A 21,523-nucleotide genomic window follows, 5' to 3' on the forward strand; every position below is an offset into this window, starting at 1 on the left:
AGGGCTACTTGCCGTTCGGTGTACCCAAGACGAAGAATGCGTCCATGCCGGGAACGTCGGACAGGTAGGTCTCGATGCTCGCGATCTTGCCATCGCGAAGGCGGCAGACGGTGGAGAGGTACTCATCCAACCGGACCTCGCCCCGGCGGGCGGTGTTGTGCAGGGACAGGGCCATGTTCTCGGGACTGACCAGGATGTGCAGCAGTTCGAAGTCGAGACCGTAGGAGGCGATCTTCTTCGCCCGTTCCACGACCGCCTCGGCGCCGTCCGCCGTACCGGAGACGGCGTTGTCGCCGGGGAGTGTCCAGGTGACGTCGTCGGTGAGCAGGGCCCGGATGCCCTCCCAGTCACGGGCGGCGAGACAGGCGTGGAACGTCCTGCCGAGCTGGTGCTGAACCTCGTACCGGGGCATTGGGCTCTCCTCAGGTAGACGCTTAAAGCGGTGATCTCCGCTTTAAGCACTCTAGGCAGACCGGCCACTAAAGCGCAATTCATTGCTTTAAGATGAGGGAATGCCCGCCAAAAGCAAAGACAGCCGCCCAGGAGGCCGGAGCGCCCGTGTACGCGCCGCCGTGCACCGGGCGACGGTGGAACTGGTGCAGGAACTCGGAACCGAGAAGGTGACCATCCCAGCGGTGGCGCGCCGCGCCGGCGTCAACCCCAGCTCCGTCTACCGCCGCTGGGGGACAACTTCCGCCCTCCTGGCGGACGTGGCCGCCCAGCACCAGGACGAGGGGACGCCGGAGCTGCTCGGTGATCTACGCAAGGACCTCGAACGGGCCGCCGTGTGGACGCTCACCGACCTGTCCCGCCCGGGAGGCGTGGCGTTCTTCCGTGCCGAAGTGGCACCGGACGTGGATGAGCGACGAGCCGGATTGCGCGAGTGCCTGGAACGGGTCAGCACCCGGTTCCACGCCGCCCTGGAGGCCGCGGCCCGACGGGGCGAGGGAACACCCCCGCTGGAGCGGGTGCTGGACCGCGTGGTCGCGCCCCTCTATTTCCGGGTCGTGTTCTCGATTCCGGAAACGAACGAGGACTACGCACGTGGCCTCGTCGCCGAGTTGTGCGACTCCGGGCAGGCCGCTCCTTCAACCCCGGCCCCGGACCCGGCCCCCGGCGCGAACTCGGCGACGTCCGTCCACGAATAGGGCGGAGCGTCTCGATCACACCTCGGTCCGGTTGTCGTAGTTTCGTATCAAAGACCTGCTGGACGGCTTGATGGAGCAACCTCTGGCCCGGGACGCCCATCTAGCTGGGACGGAACTGACCTTCTTGCCCCCTTTGGGGCAGTACCAGCCGGAGCCGCAAGATGAGAAACCGACCCGCCGGAGCCCACCGGTCCCGTGGCCGGCGCCGCGCGTCCCGTGCCCGCCGTTGGATCGTCGCGGCGGTGTCCGTGGCCACGCTCGGACTGGTCGCCTGGCAGGTGATGAGCCACTACGAGATCCCGCCGTTCACGGACAAGGGCGACCCCGTCAACTACGACCAGGCCGGCAGCGCGAAGCACGGGAGGAGCGCCAAGGCCGCCGACTCCAAGACGCTGATGCCGACAGGCCCCAAGGCCGAGTTCAGGAACGTCAAGACCCTCAGCGACGGCACCCACGTCAGCGTCGTCACCCTGGACGGACCCAAGTCCGGGTTCAAGGGCAAGGTGTGGGTCTGGGCGCCCAAGGAGTACCAGGACGCGAAGTTCGCCACGAGCGGCTTCCCTGTCATGATCGCCCTGCCCGGCGGCCCCGGCAACGACAGCAATTACTGGTCGGTGGGCGAGTTCGGCCCGGACCGGCTCTCCCTGGAGAAGAGCATCTCCAAGTGGTACGAAGAGGGCAGGAGCAAGCCCTTCCTGCTGGCCATGCCGATCCTCAATCCGGGACCGGACACCCACGGCATCTACTGGGACGCCAGTGACATACCCAACCAGCCGAAGATGGGCACATGGCTGACGGAGGACGTCCCGGACCTGATGAAGGCCAACTTCCGCACCATCAAGGATCGTGCGGGCTGGAGTTACATGGGTTCCTCCACCGGTGGCTTCGCGAGCCTGAAGGCCGTCCTGAAGCACCCCGACAAGTTCAAGACCGCCATCGCCAACGGCCCTGACATCGTCCCTGACTCCCCGCTGTGGCGAGGCCACGAGAAGGAGATGCGGGAGAACAACCCCAAGGTGCTGGCCAAACGGCTGACGGCCGCCAAGGGACCGGACGTCTACGTCGCGTTCCAGGTCGGCACGAGGGAGAACCCCGCGACCATCAACGCCATCAAGAACTTCATGACCACCTACGGAAAGGGCCCGGTCCACACCAGACTGTGGGAGATACCGAACGGCACCCACAACGGCGCCACCTACCTGAAGCAGATGGAGGGACCCACGCAATGGATCAGCGAGCAGATGGAGGGCCCCACACCGTCCTCCTGAGCCCGGGGTGCCGCACTGTGGCATTTCGGCAGCTGTCAGAGGTCATCTGCCGGGCCGCCGTCATGTAACGGAAGCGGGCTCGCAGTTGCGCGAGTGTGCAGGCCGGTGTTTCGGACAGCGGGGTGACGACGGTGGGGCGCAGGCCGAAGAGCCCGTGGCCGCGTCTGCACGGGCAAGCGCCACCGGATTCCCCGCGTCGTCGTGCCGGTCATCCGCGATCGACGCGGTGCGGACATTCAGATCGAGCCGCCACAACAGCGCCACCCCTACGGCGGTCCGGGAGCCGCGCGTCCGGGCTCTCTCCCCATGGCGCACACCGTAGTGCGACCCCACGTCAAGCTGAGTCGGGATGCACTGAACTGGCCTGCCCCCCAGTCCGGCCGACGGCGCGCCTGGTCTCAGCGTCGGCCGACCCCTGTGACGGCCAGCAACACCCCGGCCAGCACCTGGATGGCGACGACGACCGTGATCAGGACGGGGATCGAGTAGCCGTACAGCCCGCCGATCAGTGCGCCGCCGGCCAGGCTCGCCACGCCGACCACCCCGGCGAAGAGGCCGTACGCGGTCGCCCGCCGCCCGCTGGGCACCAGGTCGGCGACCGTGGCGCGCAGGGTGGACTCCTGGATGCCCATGGCCGCGCCCCACAGCAGCGAACCGGCCACGGCGATCGCGACCGTACTCGTGAACGCCAGTGCCACCACGCCCGCGGTCAGCACCGGCAGGGCGACGAGCACACGCGGACCGTACCGGTCGTAGAGCCACCCCGTGGCCAGCGCCGAGACGGCGTCCACCGCCATCGCCGCCGCGTAGAGCACCGGCACCCAGGCAGGGGTCAGCAGGTGGCGCTGAACCAGGTGGTAGGAGAGCACGCCGAAGGTGGCGAAGCCGGTCGTGGTGGCCGCCGTGAAGGCGGCGTACGTCCAGAACGTCCGCGGCAACCGCCCGCCCTGCACGTCCGGTGCACTGGGTTCCGCGGGTACCGAAGCGGTCACCTCGCGTTCGTAGGCCTCCGGGTCCGGTACCCGGGCCCGCAGCCAGAAGAGCAGCAGCAGGACGGCGATCCCGGGGGCGGCGAGGACGCCGAGTGCGGGGCCGTAGTCGTTGCCGGTGAGCGCGAGCACGCCTGCCACCAGCAGCGGGCCGGAGATGGCGCCGATCTGGTCCAGCGCCTCGTGCACGGCGAAGCCGCGGCCCCGTCCGGTGGCGGCGGTGGCGTGCGAGAGCATGGTGTCCTTCGCGGGTGAGCGCACGGCCTTGCCGACGCGCTCGGCGACGACCAGCACGCACGCGGCCCACAGCACCCCGGCCACGCCCAGCAGCGGGACCGAGACGACCGTCAGGGCGTACCCGGCGATCGCCAGGCCCCAGAAGCGGCGGGTGCGGTCCGCCAGCGGGCCGGAGACCAGCCGCAGCCCCAGCGCCGCCGCTTCTCCGGCACCGGTGACGACGCCGACTACCAGGGCGGATGCGCCCAGTGAGGCCAGCAGGGGCCCGGTGATCGAGCGGGCGCCCTCGTACACGGCGTCCGCGAGCAGGCTGACCGTGCCGAACCAGACGACGAACCGCCACGGCCCCATCCTCGCCTGCCGGTCGTCCGCTTCACCTGACTCGGGCATCGGCCGATTCACGCCCACCATGCCTCCGCTCCGACGTCCCGATGAACACCGTCACCCGCCGGGCCAGCACGCTCGGGCCGACGTTGGATGCGGCGAGTACCTCGCACCATCCTCCACCACTCCAAGCGTCTCGGGTACGTCGGCACGGCGCCAAGGGACGGGTCGGCAGCGCGGTTGCGCGCGTTGGTCCGGCGGGACGTGGGGATCGCGCTCGCCGGCTTGCGGAGGTGGGGCCGACTCCGTGCCGCGATCACGGGCCTGCCGGCCGGACCTGCCGCCCTGGCCGCAGCCACCGCGGGCTTCGCCGACCAGGCCCATCTCACCCGGACGGCACGGGACTTCATCGGGCGTACACCGGCCTCCCTACGACCCGCCAAGGCGTAGACCGGTCGCTGCGACGCCCGAACCACGCTCCCCCGGGACGAGGCCACCACAGGCAAGCAGGCCGGGACGACGGCACCGACCCGGGGCACTGACTCAAGCGTGGGGCCGGCGGGTGAGCATCGCGTCGCGCATGGTCAGGGCGACAGGGCGAGCCGTCCCAGATTCCCGAGCTCGCCCCACCAGCCCATCGCCCTGAGGCACCCATCCCGCACACGCATGGACGCTCGGCTGTACGACCCCGGCAACGACGTCGTCGGTGTCGGAGGCAGCGTGGAGACGGCCCAGCGCCTCGGCGGCATAGCCGATGACCTAGTCGTCAGCCCCCGGTTGATCGTCCAAATACTCAAGAACCAGCACCCGTTCGATGGGATCAGTGCCCAGGATCCCCGGCACGACGGGCGGGTCGACCCGGATCACGAGCCGCAACACAGCCACCTCACGCGTGTACCGGACAACTCGTCCCGTCACAACGGTGATCGCGGACTGCTCCCCAATCTGCGAACCCGGCGAGGCAACCCTGCTCAGCCTGCAGCCTCTCCCCGAACGGCACGTGCCGGGCTTCGGGATCGATGGTCGAGACCATGCGGTCATAGACGGTGCGGCGGGCGCTGCGCCACCGTCCGCCCATGCGCCGGCCCCACCGCTTGGCCCTACCAGGGCAGAGTGATCCGCCGATGGCGCTGCTTGGCGAGTTGGACTGTGCAGGCCTCGGCGTCATCGCCGACGCGTCGGTACGAGACCGCGAGCTGTTCGTATGCACGGGTACGAAGCCGTCGGCGTCGCGTGTGACGAGCTTGCGAACCGCGTTGCCCCGGTCCATCACGCCAGGTGTACCGGTGGCCGTCGAGTCGCCTACCACCGAGGGTCGACAGGACCTTCGACGACTCCGAACGGGCATCACTGCTGTGCTTCACGTGGGTCGGATCCGTTGCGACACCTGCTGCCGGCTACGGCCGTCAGATCTCCCTCACCGGCCTGCTGGACGACACGCAGATCAAGCACGTCATGCTGTGATGTCCGACCGGCCCGTTCCAAGGATCTGCAGACAACGATGTCGAGTGCCAGTGCAAGTAGTACGGACGCGGGACACCCCATTCCAGCTCCCCACCTTTCCCTCCCGGTTCCTGCGGGGCGCACACTGTGAGCAGAAGGCCGTGCGTCATGAACTGCACGTGGAGGTGAGCCATGAGCACCCTCGAACTGCACGTCGATGTCGACGTTCCGATCGATACGGCCTGGCAGAACATTCACCAGGTGGAGAACTATCCACGCTTCGTGCAAGGAGTGCGGAGCGCGCGCACGGGGGCCGGAGGCCGAGCGCTTCTGGAGGTCGAGACAAGGGGCGGAGCCCGGGAGGTCGAGGCTGAGGTTTCCGACCGCGGCGAGCGCGTGATGGAGTGGCTGAGCGTGGGCGCCCCCGAGCTGACGGGTTCCTTCTCCCTTGAGCCGATCGACCAGAACCACACCCGGATCCAGGCACGCGTGGAGTACGACCCCGACACCGTCCGGGACACCTTCGGCGGGCCCAAGGGGTTCGCCCAGACGAACGCGATCGAACGGCTCGCCCGCGGCGACCTGGAGCACTTCAAGGAGTACGTGGAACGGAGGTAGCGGCAGGAAGACGGTGAGCGCGGCGACGTCAGGCAGTCGGTCGGCCGTTCGCCGCGGTCAGGTTTCGATCACGGCATCGCAGTCGGGGCAGACCACGGATGCGTATTCCGCCGGGTACCACGGTGCTCCGGGGTGCTCGGAGGGGTTCCAGTCGGCCGCCTCCATGGCGAAGGTGTCCTTGCCGCACAGGGTCCTCGGTCCGGTGGCGGTGCGCGTCCCCGGGGCGACGGGCGCCGCGTGCACCTTGCGCACGTGCCGCTCCGTGCCAGTCGGCGGTCCGGCGGAGGAGCGTGGTGCCGCAGGCTTTTCGAGTTCGTAGACGACGATCTCGCTCATGTCTCCACCGTAGGCCGTCGCGAGCCTGAACCGTCCATCCCCAGGGCCGAAGAGCTGTGGTCGGCCCTCCCGACGTGCGCGGCTGCCCGGCCTGGTGGCACGGTGAACCAGCGCCTGAACTCCGTCCCCAGGAAGCGGACGATCACGTTGCGCGCTCTCGCAGCCGCCGGGTTCAGCGACGATTGGCTGCTCAAGGCCATACGGACGACGCGCCGCGGGACTCGCCCCGGCCGGTCAGGCGGCCTGCGCCTACCAGGACGTACCCGTTGCGATCGGTCGAGCACGGACAGGTCACCACACGGCCCTCGCTGTCAGAGCAGATCCCGCCCCTGAAAGTCCCCTGGGACTCCATCAGATCCGCAGCGCTACACCGACGACAGAGTGGGGCGGCGGCTGAAGCCTCCGACCACTCGTGTGCCGAGGGTGGACTCCACGGATCAGTGGGCCGGGTTCGGGCTTCTGCTCGAAGAAGACGAAGAACGACGCCGAGGCGTACTCGCCCGGCACCTGGCGTGGGGGTGCGGCATCGCGCGAGGATCGATTGGTACCCAGATCGGCGAGGTGTTCCGGATCGCCGAGCAGTTTGAGCTCGTCGAGAGCGGCGCGGGCGATGTGCCGGCGGGTCCGGGCCTCCTCGCGGGCGGTGTGCTCGGGTTCCAGCGCGATGCCGGAGCGGCGGACGACGGGGGCCAGGGTGAAGCCCTGGAAGACGAGAGTGACCGCGACGGTCCCCGTGGTGAGCGTGAGGATGAGCGCCCGGTGCGGCAGCGGCGCCCCCGTGTGCGTGGCCAGCGGGATGGACAGCGCGGCTGCCAGCGGCATGACGCCTCGGGTGCCCGCCCAGGACAGGACGGCCGGGACCCGCCACGACAGGCGGTTGTCGCCCTGCCCGTGCCGGTGGTGGATCAGGGCGGACAGCGGGAAGATCCACAGCAGGCGGATCGCCAGCAGGGTGAAGGCGATCACCGGCACCCACAGCGGCCAGCCGTGCTCGTCGCGCGCGAGATGACGGACGGCCGAGGGGAGCTCAAGGCCGATCAGGGCGAAGACGACGCTCTCCAGCAGGAAGGTCACGGTGTCGTAGACGGCGCGGACCTGGAGCCGGACGGAGGCGTCGCCGAGCTTGTGGCGCGTGCTGCCGAGGACGACCCCGGACCGAAAGCGCCTGCGACGTCGAGTCGACCCGTCGCACTCGCACTCGCCCACGGCCACGGCCACAGCCACAGCCACAGCCGCTGCACGGAATACGCCGCCGATGCCGGGCAACGGCTGGGATTCATCCGCAGAGTGGAATCCGAACAGCGATCACGACAGGCAATTGCTACGCGGCTGCTTCCCCCCTCTCCGAGAAGACCGCCCCCTTTCTACTGCCTCTTTCATTCGTCCGGTCCAGGACGAGAGTTCCCCCGCATCACAACGCCGTGCGTGAGTTTCCCCAGCCGCCGAGCACATCGCCCGTGCAGCCACCCGGTGCGGCTTGAGGCCCTCCTCCTGCTCAGCGACGGAACCGGCGTCGATGCCGGTGGCTGGACTCGGCGTACCGGGGGTTGCGCCTCGTCGGCGTCCCGTTCAGCTCACCTCCAAGTCGGCGGCCTGGTCCAGCGCCGCGACCTGGCACCAACTCGGCGCCGAAGCCGTCAAGGCGGCCGGACACTTCGGCAACACCACCGCCGCGCCCCGGCCGTCGCGCACTCCCGCGTCTTCCGCGTCATCCGCATCCTCCCGGCTCGGAGCCCTCCAGCCCCAACAGCCTGAGGTGGACGCCGCAGAGGATGCCGGTGCGCTTCGCAGCCCCAGCGACAACGGTTCGGCGGCAGAGGACGCCTACTGCCACCAAGATCAGCCGAGTGACCGAGCGGTCCTCAGCCGCCATCGCCCACGCCCGGAAGCATCGAACCGGGCTGGTTCCCAAGGGATTCGGGAACCAGCCCGGCTGCCGCACGAGTATGGAGCGGGTGCAACGGCCGCCGACAAAGGGGCCGAGCCGCCGACCGCCGCTAGTTCCGGTACCGGAACACGATCCGGCCGCGCGTCAGGTCATACGGCGGGAGTTCCACCAGCACCCGGTCTTCCAGCATGATCTTGATGTAGTTCTTGCGGATCTTCCCGCTGATGTGCGCGAGCACCTGGTGGCCGTTCTCCAGCTCCACGGTGAACATGGCGCTGCGCAGGCACTCGACGACCTTGCCCTCGACTTCGATGACGTTCTTGTTCTTGGTCATCGCACCAGCTCCAGGTTGCTGCTCATCGGCCGGGCGCCGATGCCCTCGAACAGCGTCGAGGCTGCTTGGTTGGACTCGTGGACTTCGGTCCAGGCCGCGGCGAACCCTGAGCGGTGCAGCGTCCCCAGCGCGTGGGCCAGCAGCGCCCGCGCGATGCCGCGGCGCTGCTCGCCGGCCCGGACCGCGACCAGCCCGATGCGCGGCCGGTTCACCGTCACCACCCGGATCAGACCCAGGTAGCGGTCCGGCGCCGCGGCCACCGCGTACTTCGACGGGTCGACGATGGTGTCGCCTTCGGGGCGGGGAATTACCTCCGCGGGCATCGACTGCCACCACCCGTCGGTCGCCTCGACTTCGTCACGGATCGCGCGGTCCACCGCCCGCAGCAGAGTCTCGTCCGCCTGACCGGCGGGCACGATCGTCACGCCCGAAGGCGGCAGGACTGCTTCGAGCCCTGTGATCTGCGGGTCGGTCGGGACAACGTACTCCCACTCGCGGCGCCGGATCGTGAAACCGGCTCGCTGCCAGGCGGCCGTCAGCTCGACGTCGGATTCGTCGACCACCGTGTACAGCGGCGCCGGCAGCTCCGGCAGCATCGCCTCGGCGAGCCGGTCGAAGGTGGCGTCGTGCCAGGCGTCGATACTGACGAACAAGCGTCCGTCTGGCCGGCGCACCGCAAGCCCGCGGCCGACCACCAGGTCGTCATCCAGTGCGTGCCATTGCCTGTCCGCGACGCGCGTGATCATCACCGCGTTCTCGCCCGGACCAGATGTGAAAGGCTTCGTGTTCATCGGAGTCTCCTCCCAGGAGTGCCTCGATCTCAGGCGCTCCTGGCGACACCGAATGTCAGCCGCCGGACCGTGACGGGTTGAGGGAGCACCCATGGGTAACTGTGTTCACGGGTCTCACCTCCATACGACGACTTCACGGTCCACCCCGAAAGTAGCAGCGAGGCTCTGCCTCGCTCAAATCTTTTCCGTACGGGTGGTCACGGCGCTGAACACGGCACTGCACGGTGTCGATCCGGTGACCGCTCTGGTCGCCGGAAACATGGGCGCCCGCCTCATGGCGCTACGACGTCTCGGCCGCAGGTGGCTTCCCGGTTGGCCATCGTCGGCCGCGCCGAAGTGCCGCTCGCGCATCTGCTCCAGTCGACCCTCAACGGTGCCCACTCAGTAAGGTGCTCCGCCATCGCCTCCTCGGCGCGGTCGGGTTTGCGGGGCAATATCGCGCCTACGACGCGTTCGTGTGCGGCCAGCGTCATGTCGTCGGTGCTCCCGCCCATTTCGAAGAGCTCCTCAAGGCCGCCGGCGGAGCCGGTGATGACGATGGTCTGTGCAGACATCGCAAAGCTCCCTTCGTGAGGCGAATGATCCCCTTGGTCTGCCCACCCCGATCTGCTCTACGACCTGCTACAGCCCCGCCAGGGGATGACCCCCGGACAAGCCGTCGACGTCATAGCCGGTACGACCGCGATGGACGCCCAGCAGCGGCAGGCAGACGTCGAACCCGCCGGGAGCCCTGGTCGCCGCCACGCCGAGGACCCGCTCCTCGTCCACGCGGCCTCCGAGTTCGCGCCCCGGCTAACCCGGCTGGTGACCATGCTGCTGACCGGCGCCGAGAAGGGACAGTCCGAGCAGCCGTGGGCGACCCGCTGCTCCGCCTGGCCTCACGGCCCGGACAGCGCTAGCGTCGGGACCCATGATCGTATGGATCAACGGCACCCACGGTGTGGGCAAGACGACGACCAGTGCACTCGTCCAGCAACTGATCCCGGATTCCAGGGTGTTCGACGCCGAGAAGGTCGGCGAGACGCTCATGGACATCACGCCGGGGCTGCCCGCGACGGGCAACTTCCAGCACTGGCCGCCATGGCGCCCTCTCGTCGTCGAGACCGCCCGCCACGTCCTCGACTACACGGGCGGCACTCTGGTGATCCCCATGACCGTCCTGGTCGAGCAGTATTGGCGGGAGATCAGCGCAGGGCTGGCCCAACATTCCATCCCGGTACGGCACTTCGTCCTCCACGCCGACCAGGTCACCCTCCGCGGGCGCATCGAGGGTGACGCCGTGATGGGCCCGTCTCCCTTCCGCCTCGAATACCTTGAGCCCTACGCAGAGGCCGCACGCACGTGGCTGCACGCCGAGGCCGAAGTCGTCGACACCACCCACCTCACTCCGGCCCAGGCCGCCGAGCAGATCGCACAGGCCCTCAAGAGCTGAGATCCACCCGCCGAGCCGATCAGGGAATCACGTCCGAAGACCTCCTGGATCCCCGTATGTAAGCTCCGAGGCTCCTGCGCGCTCCCTGTCCGCCGGGGCGCCTCCCACGCACGTCGGGCGGGGCCGATGCCATGCCCGTCGCCTGCTGACGTACGGCCGACCTGCTTGCGCATGCAGCAACGATGCCGTGGCCACGGGTGTACGCGGCCGGCCACCACCCGGGCCGTGGGCCTGGGTGGTGGCGTGTGTTCTGGCAGAGGGCAGAGTTCGTACTGCGACACCTGCCAAGGGCCCGGCGAGGTCGATGCGGTCGGCGAGGCTTACGACACGAAGGCCGCACCGATCATGGGCACGCATCGGTCACGGACGCCGAGGGCAAGGAATTGAGCCGTCAGGAAGCTGCGGAATCTGTTGACCGGCACGCTGGAACCACACGCCCGGCGGTGGTCTGCCCAGACGTCGGAATCCGGCTCGCTTCCAGATCGGTGCGCAGAACCGCGAGGTTGGCCGTAGGACCGGCCGTGGTGAACTGCTGCTCGGCGGCGTACAGGAGCAACTGCTCGCGTACGGAGGCCTGCTGGTGCTTGGCCGTGCCGCGCAGAGGGCGGCGGGCACCGGCGGTCTTCTCCAATCGCCCAGGTAGGCGTCCTCAACAATCATCGGGCGGCGGAAGGTCAGTCCCTGCGTCCCGTCACGGCGACGGTCACGCCCAACCCGATCATCGCCAGCCCCCCGGCTCCGCCCACGAGTTCGTACCGGCGTGGCGAGCGGGCGAACCACGTCCGTACGCCGCTCGCGGCCACGCCCCACACGGTGTCGGACGTCAGGCCGATCCCGACGGACACCAGGCTGAGGAGCAGCATCTGAGCGGGAACGTGACCGCCGGCCCGGTCGACGAATTGCGGCAGAACGGCTCCGAAGAGGATCAGCGCCTTGGGGTTGGTGACGCCGACGACGAACCCCTCACGCAGCGCCTGCCGGGAGCTGCCAGGACTTGCCGCGACACCGAGCGTGTCGGTCAGCGCACGGCGTCGCCTGATCGCCTGCACACCCAGCCAGACCAAATAGGCGGCGGCGACCGCCTTGAGCACCCCGAACACCGCCGCCGACCGCTCCAGCAGTGTGCCGAGTCCGAAAGCCACGCATGCCGCGACAACGTAGTTGCCCGCAGCGTGCCCGAGGACCGTCGCCAGCGCCACGCGCCGACCGTGCGCCAGGGCCCGCCCCACCACGAAGAGCACGCCAGGCCCCGGGACCACGATGAGCACAGCGGACGCCAGCATGAAGGCGAGCAGTCGATCAGCTGATATCACCAGTGAGACGGTACTTGGGAGCTGTTCCGGATACCAGGCCCTGCCCGCGAGGGATGCGCCCCCTGACCGCGAGTGCTTCGCGGACGCCGACAGCCTTCATGGCATGAGTGGCACCTTCGACGTGGCCCGCTCTGAACGGCGGGGTCTTCGACCGCGGCCGAGCCTGGACATTCATCCGCAGCTTCGCTGCCGCTTGGGGCGAGCCTCTGGTCGAAAGCGCCGGCACTCCTACGGCGGAACTGGCACGGGCCGAGGCGACGCTCGCTGCTCGCTGCCAGCCGCAGCGCGCGAGGTCTACGCACTTGTCGGCACCCCGCCCGACCTGGTCGCCGACCAGGACCCCCTGCTGCCACCCCACCTGATGTTGCGCAGGACGGACGAGTGCGGCGGTGTGCTCGTGTTCCGCAGCGAGAACCAGGGCTGCGCCGTCTGAGGTGTGCGCCTTGTCGACCTTGGCTTGTGCGGTCCGGGCCGGAGCCGTCAGACAGCAGCGTGCGGAGTCCGGCGGAGCAGTCGGCCCAGCTGCGGGTCGCGAGCCGGCGGCTGCTGAAGGCAGAGAAGGAGTGGCAGCTCGGACCGGATGCCGGGCTTCCTGCGCGTCGCATCCTGGGCCCACCGCACAGGGGGGTTAGCGTTCTGACGATCGATCAGTTAAGCCGACTCCGACGCGGAGGGACAAGATGCTCAGGGGATTCAAGAACTTCCTGATGCGTGGCGACATCGTCGTCGTGGCGGTCGGGCTGATCGTCGCGCTGGCGTTCAGCACGCTCATCAAGTCGTTCACGGACAACGTGATCAACCCGATCATCGCCCGGGCTCAGGGGGGCCGGAACTTCGGGCTCGGGTGGCAGCTCGGGCGGCCCGGGAACAAGGCGACCTTCCTCGACATCGGGTCGTTCATCTCGGCGGTCGTCTACTTCGTCATCTTCATGGCCGTCGTCTACTTCCTGATCGTCGTGCCGTACAAGAAGTTCCAGGCCCGGCGCGGTGTGGCCGCCTTCAAGGAGGCCGGTGCGGTGAAGACATGCCCCGCCTGTCTCTCCGAGGACATTCCCGCCGCGGCAGGCAAGTGCCGGTACTGCGGCACGGAGCAGCCTGCGTCGGGCACGGCGCAGCACCCGTAGGGCGCGGGCCGCGGCGCCCGTCAAGCCCGTGCCCTGCGGGCGTGGTGTCGGGAGGAAGTGGGCCTTGCGCCTCGGCCCGCCTCGTGAAGGCCTCGGTGTGGGGCGAGGCAATCTTTCTGACGAGCAGTGAGCGGTGCTGGCGTTTCACTGCCGGATGTGATGCGGGATAGGTCTGGTGGACGGGCCGAGGCTCATCGATGGGATCCGGTGGCGGGTGTGGCCGGGTGCCCGTGGCGCGATCTTCCCCCGGGGGAACGGGCCTCGGCAGCTCCCCTCTACATACTCTTCCGCTCTCTACGTGATCTTTCGCCGTCGGCAGCGCGAAGGCGTCTGGCTGGTGCTGTTGACCAGGCTGCAGGGCCGGGCCAATGCGGCTGCTGATCATTTGGTGGATCGACATCGACTCCACGGTCTGCCGGGCCCATCAGCACGCGGCAGGCGCCCGGCGCAACAGCCAGGACCACAGGGCCCTGCTTGACGACGACGCGCGGCCGGCTCTCAGACGACCAGGACCCGGCGTCCGCGCGTGTGGCCGGACTGGCTGTCGATGTGCGCCGCCGCGGCCTCGGCCAGCGGGTACGACTTCTCGACCGGGATGTGCAGCTTGCCCCGCGAGATGAGGCCGACGGCCTCGGAGAGCGCTTCCGGCATGCTCCCGGCGACGCCGGAGAATCGGACACCGAGCGCCGGCGCACCGAGATCGGCAATGGAGATCACCTTCCGCGGATCCCCGGTCAGCGCGACAAGCTCCCGGATCACGCCCGAGCCGGCCAGATCGAGAGCCGCGTCGACATGTCCGAGCCGGCGCACCCGTTCGACCCAGCCCTCGCCGTACGTCGTGGCGAGGGCGCCCAGACCGCGCAGATAGTCCTGGTTCGCGGCCCCAGCCGTGCCGATCACCGTGATGCCGCGGTCGCGGGCGATCTGCAGCACCGCCGATCCGACTCCCCCGGACGCACCGCTGACCAGCAGCGTCTGCCCGGACCGTACGCCGACCTCGCGGATGATGCGCAGCGCGGTCTCCACCACGGAGGGGTAACCAGCCGCCTCTTCGAACGTCAGCCCCTCGGGCATGAGGGCCCAGGCCGACAGCACGGCGAACTCGGCATAGGTACTTGAGCCTTCGCCGAACACGTGGTCGCCGACCCCGACCCCTTCCACGCCCTCGCCGACCTCGTCCACCACCCCGGAGGCGTCCAGCCCGACCCCGGAGGGCAACTCGACCGGATGAGCCCCCAGGATCTGGCCTTCACGGATCCTCCAGTCGACGGGATTCACGCCCGCCGCCCGCACGGCGATGCGTACCTGACCAGGGCCCGCGTGGGGCTCCTCGGCATCCAGGAGCCGCAGTACGTCCGGACCGCCGAACTCGGCGAAACTCACTCTCTTCATGCGACCGACCGTAACACTAACCGTTAGGATTTAATATCTGTTCTGACTTTGCATCTGGTAGCGTCAGACCATGACCGTGCCGCCTGGACGCCGTGAGCGCAAGAAAGCCGCAACCCGTCAGAAGATCGCCGACACCGCCCTGCGGCTCTTCCTGGAGCGCGGATTCGACGCGGTGGGCATCCGCGACGTGGCCGCCGAGGCCGACGTGGCCGTCACGACGGTCTTCTCCCACTTCGCCTCGAAAGAGGCCCTGGTGTTCGAGCAGGACGAAGACTTCGAGCAACGCCTCACGCAGGCGGTCACCGACCGGGCGCCCCACGAGCCGCTCATCCCCGCGCTGCGCCGCGAGGTCCAGGCGCTCGTGCGGCACTGCACGGCGGACAGCGCCACCCCGATCTGGCGCATGATCGACGCATCACCCGCCCTGCGGGAGTACGAGGAGTCGATCAGACTTCGCCACGCGGAGGCGCTGGCAACGGCCATCGCCGCCGACCCCGACCTGTCACAGTCCACAACGGCCTGCCGGACGATCGCGAGGTTCGTGATCGACGCCTATTCACTGGCCCGTGAGGCGGCCGACCCGCAGACCGCGCTCGATGAGATCTTTCCGATGATCGAGGCAGCCTGGGCCGTCGCCCGCCCCTCCACCCACCCCGCCGGCGCGCCCGGACCTCAGCTTATGCCGGGCCGGGCCAGGCCCGGCATCGCTTCACCGACCCTCAGCGGCAGAGCGGATCCGTAAGCCGGCCGACCTGGACCGGCTTCGCCGGTGACCACCGTACCGGCGTCACCCAAGACAGGGGCCTCGGGCCTGAGTCCGTCCCGGAGGTGCCCGGGTCAAGGGGACCGGCGGTGCGGGCGAGGCGGAAATCCTGGTCGGTCCGCTCGCGCAGACCGAGGGCGCGGGGCGTGAGGGCGGCCGCAGCGGTCCGATGATCGGGGTGCGCCTCCTGCGGCGCGGTAAGCCGTGGCCTTCCCCGACACCACAGACGTCCACTCACCGAACCGCCGGTATCCGGTCGACCAGGCCGGGCCGAACGACTCTGGAGTCTGCCGCCAAGTGCAGCCGGAGGCCGCGACGAACAGGATCGCCGCCAGCATCTCCCACCCCGCTAGCGTCGGCGGCCGCGGCCTTGCGACATGCACGCTGCCGATCACGCCCACCGCAACAACCTTTCAGAGCGCGACCGTCAGGCCGGCGCGGACGGCCAGGACGACCAGTTGGGCGCGGGAACGGGCGTTGAGTTGCGCCATCACCCGGCCCACGTGGGTGCGGACGGTGGCCGGGGAGAGGGACAGGGCGTCGGCGATCTCGTTGTTGGACGTGGTGCAAGCGGGCGTCGTCGGTGGTGCCGGGCGCGGTGGTGAAGCCGAAGCGGGCGCGGGCCTCGATGACGAGGCCCGCGCTGGTCGCAGCCTGGCGGCGGGCCTGCTCACACACCGGCGGCTGCCAGTGGGCCAGCATGGCGTCGGCCAGGCGCTGGGCGAGGTCGGCGCGGCGCGGGGTCTGCGGATCTGGTGTTTCACGTGCCGCTCGACGGTGCTCTGGGAAACGCCGAACAATTCAGCTCCCCGCCGGGTGCCCCGAGCCGACGGACGAGGTAACGCACCTCGGCGACTACGGAGCCGGTTCCCTCCACCCCGGCCCGCCGGACGACTCCCAACGAACAGGCTCACTCGGCGAGTTGCGCGTAGACGAAGTCCGTCGGCCGTGGTGGGGAAGGACTGGATGCCCAGGCAGGACACCGAGAACGCTGACGACAGCGGCGACGCGTACGTCCTTGTGAGTGTCGACGCCGAGCACGGCGGTGGCGGAGTCCACGGGGAGTATCTGTCGCGAAGGCCCCTCTGGGGACACGCCCGCCGGCCCGGCGGCGGTCCGGCCCCGCGCCGGGCCGGGCCGGCAGATCGGCACTCGGGAAACCTTGGCCAGTCGGAGACCGGGGCAGGCCGCGCGCCCCCCCCGTGCGGAACACGATCATCCTCACACGTGGTGCGGAATTGAGCCGAAGCGCGATGGTTGTCGCCATCGGCGCCCACTCATGACCGCCAGCCTCTCCACGACGGCCGGCTTCCTGAACATCGGCTCAGCAGGGCTCGCCGAACCAGCGGTCGAGCGCCTGTTCGAGATCATCCGCGCCTGCCCAGCACACGTAGCCGTCCGGCCGGATGAGCATCGGCTCGGTGTCGGCGCCCTGGCCCACCCGGTCCACCCGGTCCGACCAGGGGCCGGCGACCCTGGCGAACGTGTCGGCCGGGTCCAGCAGGATGCCGTGGCCGGACCGCAGCAGTTCGTGCACCCGGGCCGGGCCGAGGTCCAGGTCCGGTGCGGGCCGGCCGACGAGGGGATGGGTTTCGGTGCCCGGCATCGGGTAGCGGAGGGCCATCCCGGACATCAGGTCGGTGAGATGGTGCTGGACGTCCGGCAGTTGGGCCAAGGCCGTGAAGATCTCCCGGGCGGCCAGTACGTCCGGATCGCGGGTGCCGGCCCAGTCCATCAGCAGGCTCTGTGCCCGGACGTTGCGCAACACGGCGGCCCCGGCCGGATGCCGTTCCGCGTGATACGTGTCGAGCAGGTTCTTCGGTGCCCAGCCGTGCACGGCGGCGCCGAGCTTCCAACCGAGGTTGAGCGCGTCCTGCATCCCGGTGTTCATGCCCTGCGCGCCGAGCGGAAGGTGGACATGGGCGGCATCGCCCGCCAGGAACACCCGTCCGTGCCGGTACTGCTCGACCTGCCGTGACGCGTTGGTGATGCGGCGGGCGTAGCGCAGTTCGAGCAGGTGCACCCGCGTTCCGAACACGGTGCTCAGGCCCTGGCGGATCTCGTCCTCGGTGACCGGGGTCTCCCTCGGCCGTGACTGGCCAGGGCCGCCGAGGACCAGTCGGCGCAGCGGCCTGCCCTGCGGATCGGTGCCGAGCGGGAACAGTGCCGCCCAGTACCCGTCCTCGTTCCAGGTGTGCGACGTGGACGGATCGGCGCCGTTCAGCCGCACGTCGGCGGCGGTGATCGTCAGCGTACCGGGCTGACCGGGGAATCCGGCCCGCAGCAGCGACCGTACGGTGCTGTGGGCTCCGTCGGCGGCGACGAGGTAACGGGAGCGGAGGATGACGCCGTTGGCGAAGGTCGCGGTGACCCCGTTGTCGTCCTGGGCGAGGCCGACCAGTTCGTGGTCCCTCCGGGCATGGAGACCGTGCGCGGCGAGGTGCTGCTCGAAGAATCCCTCGATCACCACCTGCGGCACGGACCGCCACGGCAGACGGTGCCGCTCGGAGTGGAGCGGGAGTGGGACACCGGCGAAGTGGCCGGTGGTGACGGGGTGATCGCCGGTGGCCAGCAACGGCTCCAGCAGCCCTCGTTGGTCGAGCGCCTCCAGAGTGCGGGACTGCACTCCGCCTGCCTTGGACAGGTCGCTGCGCTGCGACAGCTTGTCGACCAGCACGGTCGGCACCCCCGCCGTCAGCAGTTCGTTGGCCAGCGTCATTCCGGTCGGGCCGGCGCCGACGATGAGCACATCGGTGTCCATGGACTCTCCTGTGGCTGTGTCGATCAGGACAGAAGCAACGCTGCATCGGCCGAACCGCCTGAGCCAGAAACCAACTTGATTGCGTTGGTATCTGACACCACATAGCCTCGGCCCGGTGGAATCCGACTACGACGAGCTGGACCGTCGACTCGTACACGCCCTGCAGATCGACGGCCGTGCCCCGTTCAGCACCATCGCCGAGGTTCTCGGTGTGTCGGATCGCACCATCGCCCGCCGGTACGCCCGGTTGCGGTCGGCCGGGGCGGTACGGGTCCTGGGCGGGGTCGACCCAACCGCGCTGGGTGCCATCCTGTGGTTCCTGCGGGTGCGATGTGCGCCCGCCGCGTCGCTCCCGGTCGCCGAGGCACTGGCCAGACGCCCCGACACATCCTGGGTGAGTCTCAGCTCCGGCGGCACCGAGATCACCTGCGTGGTCCGTACCGAGAGCGAGGAGGACAGCGAGGCACTGCTGCTGGCCAAACTCCCCCGCACCCCGCGCGTGGAGGGCGTGACCGCGCACTCCGTGCTGCACTCCTTCTACGGCGGCCCGGACAACCTGGTCGGGAAACTCGGGTCACTGGACGCGGAGGCGATCGAGCGACTGCGCCCACCCCCGATGCCACATCGACGGGGACCGGTGCGGCTCGACGACGGTGACCGCAAGCTCCTCGCCCTGCTCGCCACCGACGGCCGGGCCGGGTTCGAGCAGTTGGCCGCGGCGACCGGCTGGTCACCGACGACGGTCCGGCGCCGGATGACCGAGCTGCGCGAACACGGCCTGCTCTACCTCGACATCGACGTCGACTGGCGCATGTTCGGCGTGAACGCCCGCACCCTGCTCTGGCTCTCGGTCGCCCCCGCGCACCTGGAGAAGGCCGGTCAGGCTCTGGCCGGACATCCGGAGATCGCGTTCGCCGCCGCCACGACCGGCCCGACCAACCTGTACGCGAGCGTGGTGTGCACGAACCAACAGGAGCTGTACCGGTACCTGACCACCCGGATCGCCTCACTCCCAGCCATCACACACCTCGAAACGGCGCCAGTGATCAGGACCGTCAAGCAGGCAGCGAACCAGACATAGCCACCGGCTAGCCTCCTGCTGCTTCGATGGCGCAAGGCACACTGCTGCGTACGCTCACGAAATTCGACTCTGCCGGGAATGCTGTAACAGGCGGGGGCCTCAAGAAGGGACGGGCACCCTCGGGATTCTGCTTGCGGTGCTGTCGCGTCGCGAAGTACGAGGCCGGGGTGGACATCTGCATGCCCAGGGGTGTGTCGTGTCCTGGCCGCGGCGGCAGTGGCCCCTGCGTCCGCGCACGCCTCACGAGCCGTACCCGATGCTGATGCGTCCCGGCGGTGCGCTGCCGTTGCGCCCGGATCACGCCCTACCCCCACCCGTGTGGCGGCCCGCACGCTCAAGGGCATGGGGGACGACAAGTACGTCGCGCACGAGGACTGCGTCATCCCGATACCCGGATCCGGCAGGTGCCGTTGAGGGCCTCGGTCATGGCGTTGTCACAGCGGTCCGCGACCGAGCCGACCGACGCGGAGGTGCCGGTGTCGGACAGCCTCGCGGTATACCGAATTGATGCATATTGTGATGGATAAGGCCGGAGTTCGTTTCACCCCTCCGTCTCCGCAGGGCCATCTCCAGTGCATCGAGCGGGAGTTCGGTCCGCATGTTGTTCGTGACCTACCAGCCGACGATCACGCGGGATTACGCCCAGCCCGCCCAGGTTCTGACACAAGTCATGTCGGCCACCCACAGCTGATCGGGCCGACTCGCAGTGACGTCGCGGTCGACCAGATCCGGCGGCCGCGGCGCCGACGGCTCCGGGAGGACCGTGGTGCGTCGCCGCTGCCCGCGGATGACACCCTGCAGACGCCGGGACCGCGATCAGCCACGTCCTCGGCGCCTTCCCCGAACTCGGCCTCGCCCGCACGCCGGACGAACTCGTCCGGCGTGCGGGTCCGTTCCACCGACCGCCGGCCACTCTGCCCGTGGCCTTCCCTACCGCCCACTGACGCCGAAGGAGCATGCCCATGTCCGAGAAGATCCTCGTCCTGGACCCCACCGGCTCCGACCCGCACGCCGAACACAAGGCCCTGCACGCACGTGGTCCGGCGGCCCTTGTCGACATCCTCGGAGTGACGGCCTGGTCCGTCAGCGACCCGGACCTGCTCAGGCAGCTCCTGAGGAGCCCTGAGGTCTCCAAGGACGGCCGCGCCCACTGGCCGGGCTTCGCCGACGCCGTCGCCACCTGGCCGCTCGCTCTGTGGATCGCCGTCGAGAACATGTTCACCGCTTACGGCGCCGACCACCGCCGCCTGCGCCGCATGATCGCCCCCGCCTTCTCCGCCCGTCGCATCGCCGCTCTCGAACCCGTCGTGGAGGACCTGGTCGCCCACCTGCTCGACGGCCTCGACCGCGCTCCGGCCACCGAGGCCGTCGACCTGCGCGAGCATTTCGCCTACCCGCTGCCCATCGCGGTCATCGGCCGGCTCATGGGTGTCCCCGAGGCCCGCCGGCACGGCTTCCGCGCCTTGGTCGACGGCGTGTTCTCCACCAACCTCTCCGCCGACGAGGCGGCTGCGAACACCGCGGTCCTGTACGGGCTGCTGGACGAGCTGATCGCGGACAAGCGCGCCCATCCCGGGGACGACATGACATCGCTGCTGATCACGGCCCGCGACGAGGAGGGCAACGGCCAGGCACTGTCGGACGCGGAGCTGCGCGACACGCTGCTGCTGATGATCAGCGCTGGTTACGAGACCACGGTCAACGTCATCGACCAAGCCGTCACCGCCCTGCTCACCGACCCCGCGCAGCTCGCCCACATCCGCACCGGCCGCACCGGCTGGTACGCGGTGGTCGAGGAGACCCTGCGCCACGAACCGGCCGTCAAACACCTGCCGCTGCGCTACGCCCTCGCCGACATCCCCCTGCCCGACGGGCAGAGGATCGCCAAGGGCGACGCCATCCTCGCGTCCTACGCAGCCGCCAACCGCCACCCCGGCTGGCACAGCGAGCCCGACCGCTTCGACGCCACCCGGCCCGGCGGGGACCACCTCGCCTTCGGCTACGGCGTCCACTTCTGCCTCGGCGCACCTCTCGCCCGCCTTGAGGTGGCCACCGCCCTGCGCATGCTCTTCGACCGGTTCCCCGACCTCCGGCTCGCCGTCCCCGCCACCGACCTGCCCCTGCTGCCCTCCCTGATCAGCAACGGCCACACCCACCTCCCCGTCCACCTGCGACCGGCCGACTGCTGAACAGAGCCCGGATCACCCACAGTTGCCCGTGCCCGGCATCCCGGGATTCGCGCTCCACCGGGCCGCCGAAGCACACACGAGCCGACACCCGC

The 21,523-nt window shown here is 69.5% G+C and carries 22 protein-coding genes; 9 read left to right on the forward strand and 13 right to left on the reverse strand.

What is annotated here, in order from left to right:
• Positions 1-4 precede the first annotated feature (4 nt).
• On the reverse strand, positions 5-412 hold the full coding sequence (locus tag ACFC8N_RS24655) for a nuclear transport factor 2 family protein (RefSeq protein ID WP_376289751.1): 408 nt from the start codon (positions 410-412) through the stop codon (positions 5-7).
• A 100-nt stretch (positions 413-512) separates the two neighbouring features.
• Here ACFC8N_RS24655 and ACFC8N_RS24660 point away from each other — a divergent pair, with 100 nt between their 5' ends.
• Together ACFC8N_RS24660 and ACFC8N_RS24665 are read left to right on the forward strand one after the other, a co-directional pair.
• The gene (locus tag ACFC8N_RS24660) at positions 513-1,148 is read left to right on the forward strand and encodes a TetR/AcrR family transcriptional regulator (protein ID WP_362823445.1); all 636 of its coding nucleotides are present in this window, start codon (positions 513-515) and stop codon (positions 1,146-1,148) included.
• A 242-nt stretch (positions 1,149-1,390) separates the two neighbouring features.
• Entirely contained in the window at positions 1,391-2,416 is a 1,026-nt protein-coding gene (locus tag ACFC8N_RS24665) for an alpha/beta hydrolase-fold protein (protein ID WP_356025093.1), read from the forward strand.
• Positions 2,417-2,814: 398 nt separating this feature from the next.
• On the opposite strand, the gene ACFC8N_RS24670 is transcribed toward ACFC8N_RS24665, so the two are convergent.
• Positions 2,815-4,032, reverse strand: a complete 1,218-nt coding sequence (locus tag ACFC8N_RS24670; RefSeq protein WP_376289754.1) for an MFS transporter — start codon at positions 4,030-4,032, stop codon at positions 2,815-2,817.
• An 87-nt stretch (positions 4,033-4,119) separates the two neighbouring features.
• Here ACFC8N_RS24670 and ACFC8N_RS24675 point away from each other — a divergent pair, with 87 nt between their 5' ends.
• Both ACFC8N_RS24675 and ACFC8N_RS24680 read left to right on the forward strand, forming a co-directional pair.
• Positions 4,120-4,416 (forward strand): helix-turn-helix domain-containing protein, encoded by a 297-nt coding sequence (locus ACFC8N_RS24675; protein ID WP_376289756.1) that lies wholly within the window; start codon positions 4,120-4,122, stop codon positions 4,414-4,416.
• A 1,185-nt stretch (positions 4,417-5,601) separates the two neighbouring features.
• Complete coding sequence (locus ACFC8N_RS24680) at positions 5,602-6,027, forward strand: SRPBCC family protein (RefSeq protein WP_376289758.1); 426 nt, start codon at positions 5,602-5,604, stop codon at positions 6,025-6,027.
• Between the two features lie 57 nt (positions 6,028-6,084).
• Here the strand turns inward: ACFC8N_RS24680 and ACFC8N_RS24685 are convergent, their stop codons facing one another.
• The 6 genes from ACFC8N_RS24685 to ACFC8N_RS24710 form a co-directional block, all read right to left on the reverse strand.
• On the reverse strand, positions 6,085-6,363 hold the full coding sequence (locus ACFC8N_RS24685; RefSeq protein ID WP_362823441.1) for a hypothetical protein: 279 nt from the start codon (positions 6,361-6,363) through the stop codon (positions 6,085-6,087).
• A 351-nt stretch (positions 6,364-6,714) separates the two neighbouring features.
• Positions 6,715-7,593: a cation:proton antiporter gene (locus ACFC8N_RS24690; RefSeq protein WP_376289760.1), complete on the reverse strand. Its 879-nt coding sequence runs from the start codon at positions 7,591-7,593 to the stop codon at positions 6,715-6,717.
• Between the two features lie 767 nt (positions 7,594-8,360).
• Entirely contained in the window at positions 8,361-8,585 is a 225-nt protein-coding gene (gene infA / locus ACFC8N_RS24695; RefSeq protein WP_010981942.1) for a translation initiation factor IF-1, read from the reverse strand.
• The gene (locus tag ACFC8N_RS24700; RefSeq protein WP_376289762.1) at positions 8,582-9,376 is read right to left on the reverse strand and encodes a GNAT family N-acetyltransferase; all 795 of its coding nucleotides are present in this window, start codon (positions 9,374-9,376) and stop codon (positions 8,582-8,584) included. Before ACFC8N_RS24700 ends, infA begins: the two co-directional genes overlap by 4 nt.
• Positions 9,377-9,648: 272 nt before the next feature.
• On the reverse strand, positions 9,649-9,930 hold the full coding sequence (locus tag ACFC8N_RS24705) for a hypothetical protein (RefSeq protein WP_376289764.1): 282 nt from the start codon (positions 9,928-9,930) through the stop codon (positions 9,649-9,651).
• 67 nt (positions 9,931-9,997) lie between these two features.
• Positions 9,998-10,144: a hypothetical protein gene (locus tag ACFC8N_RS24710; protein ID WP_376289766.1), complete on the reverse strand. Its 147-nt coding sequence runs from the start codon at positions 10,142-10,144 to the stop codon at positions 9,998-10,000.
• Between the two features lie 142 nt (positions 10,145-10,286).
• On the opposite strand from ACFC8N_RS24710, the gene ACFC8N_RS24715 reads away from it, so the two are divergent.
• A complete protein-coding gene (locus ACFC8N_RS24715) occupies positions 10,287-10,808 on the forward strand; it encodes an ATP-binding protein (protein ID WP_356040336.1) in 522 nt (173 codons plus the stop codon).
• 674 nt (positions 10,809-11,482) lie between these two features.
• On the opposite strand, the gene ACFC8N_RS24720 is transcribed toward ACFC8N_RS24715, so the two are convergent.
• Entirely contained in the window at positions 11,483-12,121 is a 639-nt protein-coding gene (locus ACFC8N_RS24720) for a LysE family translocator (RefSeq protein WP_356040333.1), read from the reverse strand.
• Positions 12,122-12,801: 680 nt separating this feature from the next.
• Here ACFC8N_RS24720 and ACFC8N_RS24725 point away from each other — a divergent pair.
• Positions 12,802-13,245, forward strand: coding sequence for an MscL family protein (locus ACFC8N_RS24725; RefSeq protein WP_356040331.1), 444 nt, complete (start codon positions 12,802-12,804; stop codon positions 13,243-13,245).
• Between the two features lie 498 nt (positions 13,246-13,743).
• On the opposite strand, the gene ACFC8N_RS24730 is transcribed toward ACFC8N_RS24725, so the two are convergent.
• Positions 13,744-14,637: an NADP-dependent oxidoreductase gene (locus ACFC8N_RS24730; protein WP_376289769.1), complete on the reverse strand. Its 894-nt coding sequence runs from the start codon at positions 14,635-14,637 to the stop codon at positions 13,744-13,746.
• A gap of 70 nt (positions 14,638-14,707) precedes the next feature.
• On the opposite strand from ACFC8N_RS24730, the gene ACFC8N_RS24735 reads away from it, so the two are divergent.
• Complete coding sequence (locus tag ACFC8N_RS24735; RefSeq protein WP_376289771.1) at positions 14,708-15,379, forward strand: TetR/AcrR family transcriptional regulator; 672 nt, start codon at positions 14,708-14,710, stop codon at positions 15,377-15,379.
• A gap of 95 nt (positions 15,380-15,474) precedes the next feature.
• On the opposite strand, the gene ACFC8N_RS24740 is transcribed toward ACFC8N_RS24735, so the two are convergent.
• From ACFC8N_RS24740 to ACFC8N_RS24750, 3 genes are all read right to left on the reverse strand, one after another.
• Entirely contained in the window at positions 15,475-15,801 is a 327-nt protein-coding gene (locus ACFC8N_RS24740; RefSeq protein ID WP_376289772.1) for a transposase, read from the reverse strand.
• A gap of 12 nt (positions 15,802-15,813) precedes the next feature.
• Complete coding sequence (locus tag ACFC8N_RS24745; protein WP_376289774.1) at positions 15,814-16,074, reverse strand: response regulator transcription factor; 261 nt, start codon at positions 16,072-16,074, stop codon at positions 15,814-15,816.
• A 650-nt stretch (positions 16,075-16,724) separates the two neighbouring features.
• A complete protein-coding gene (locus ACFC8N_RS24750) occupies positions 16,725-18,161 on the reverse strand; it encodes an FAD-dependent monooxygenase (protein WP_376289776.1) in 1,437 nt (478 codons plus the stop codon).
• Between the two features lie 115 nt (positions 18,162-18,276).
• Here ACFC8N_RS24750 and ACFC8N_RS24755 point away from each other — a divergent pair, with 115 nt between their 5' ends.
• Together ACFC8N_RS24755 and ACFC8N_RS24760 are read left to right on the forward strand one after the other, a co-directional pair.
• Positions 18,277-19,242: an Lrp/AsnC family transcriptional regulator gene (locus ACFC8N_RS24755; RefSeq protein ID WP_362823319.1), complete on the forward strand. Its 966-nt coding sequence runs from the start codon at positions 18,277-18,279 to the stop codon at positions 19,240-19,242.
• Positions 19,243-20,204: 962 nt separating this feature from the next.
• Positions 20,205-21,431, forward strand: coding sequence for a cytochrome P450 (locus ACFC8N_RS24760; protein WP_376289778.1), 1,227 nt, complete (start codon positions 20,205-20,207; stop codon positions 21,429-21,431).
• Positions 21,432-21,523 lie beyond the last annotated feature (92 nt).

The sequence above is a fragment of the Streptomyces sp. NPDC055966 genome (assembly GCF_042269865.1).
In the GTDB taxonomy this organism is placed as follows: Bacteria; Actinomycetota; Actinomycetes; order Streptomycetales; family Streptomycetaceae; genus Streptomyces.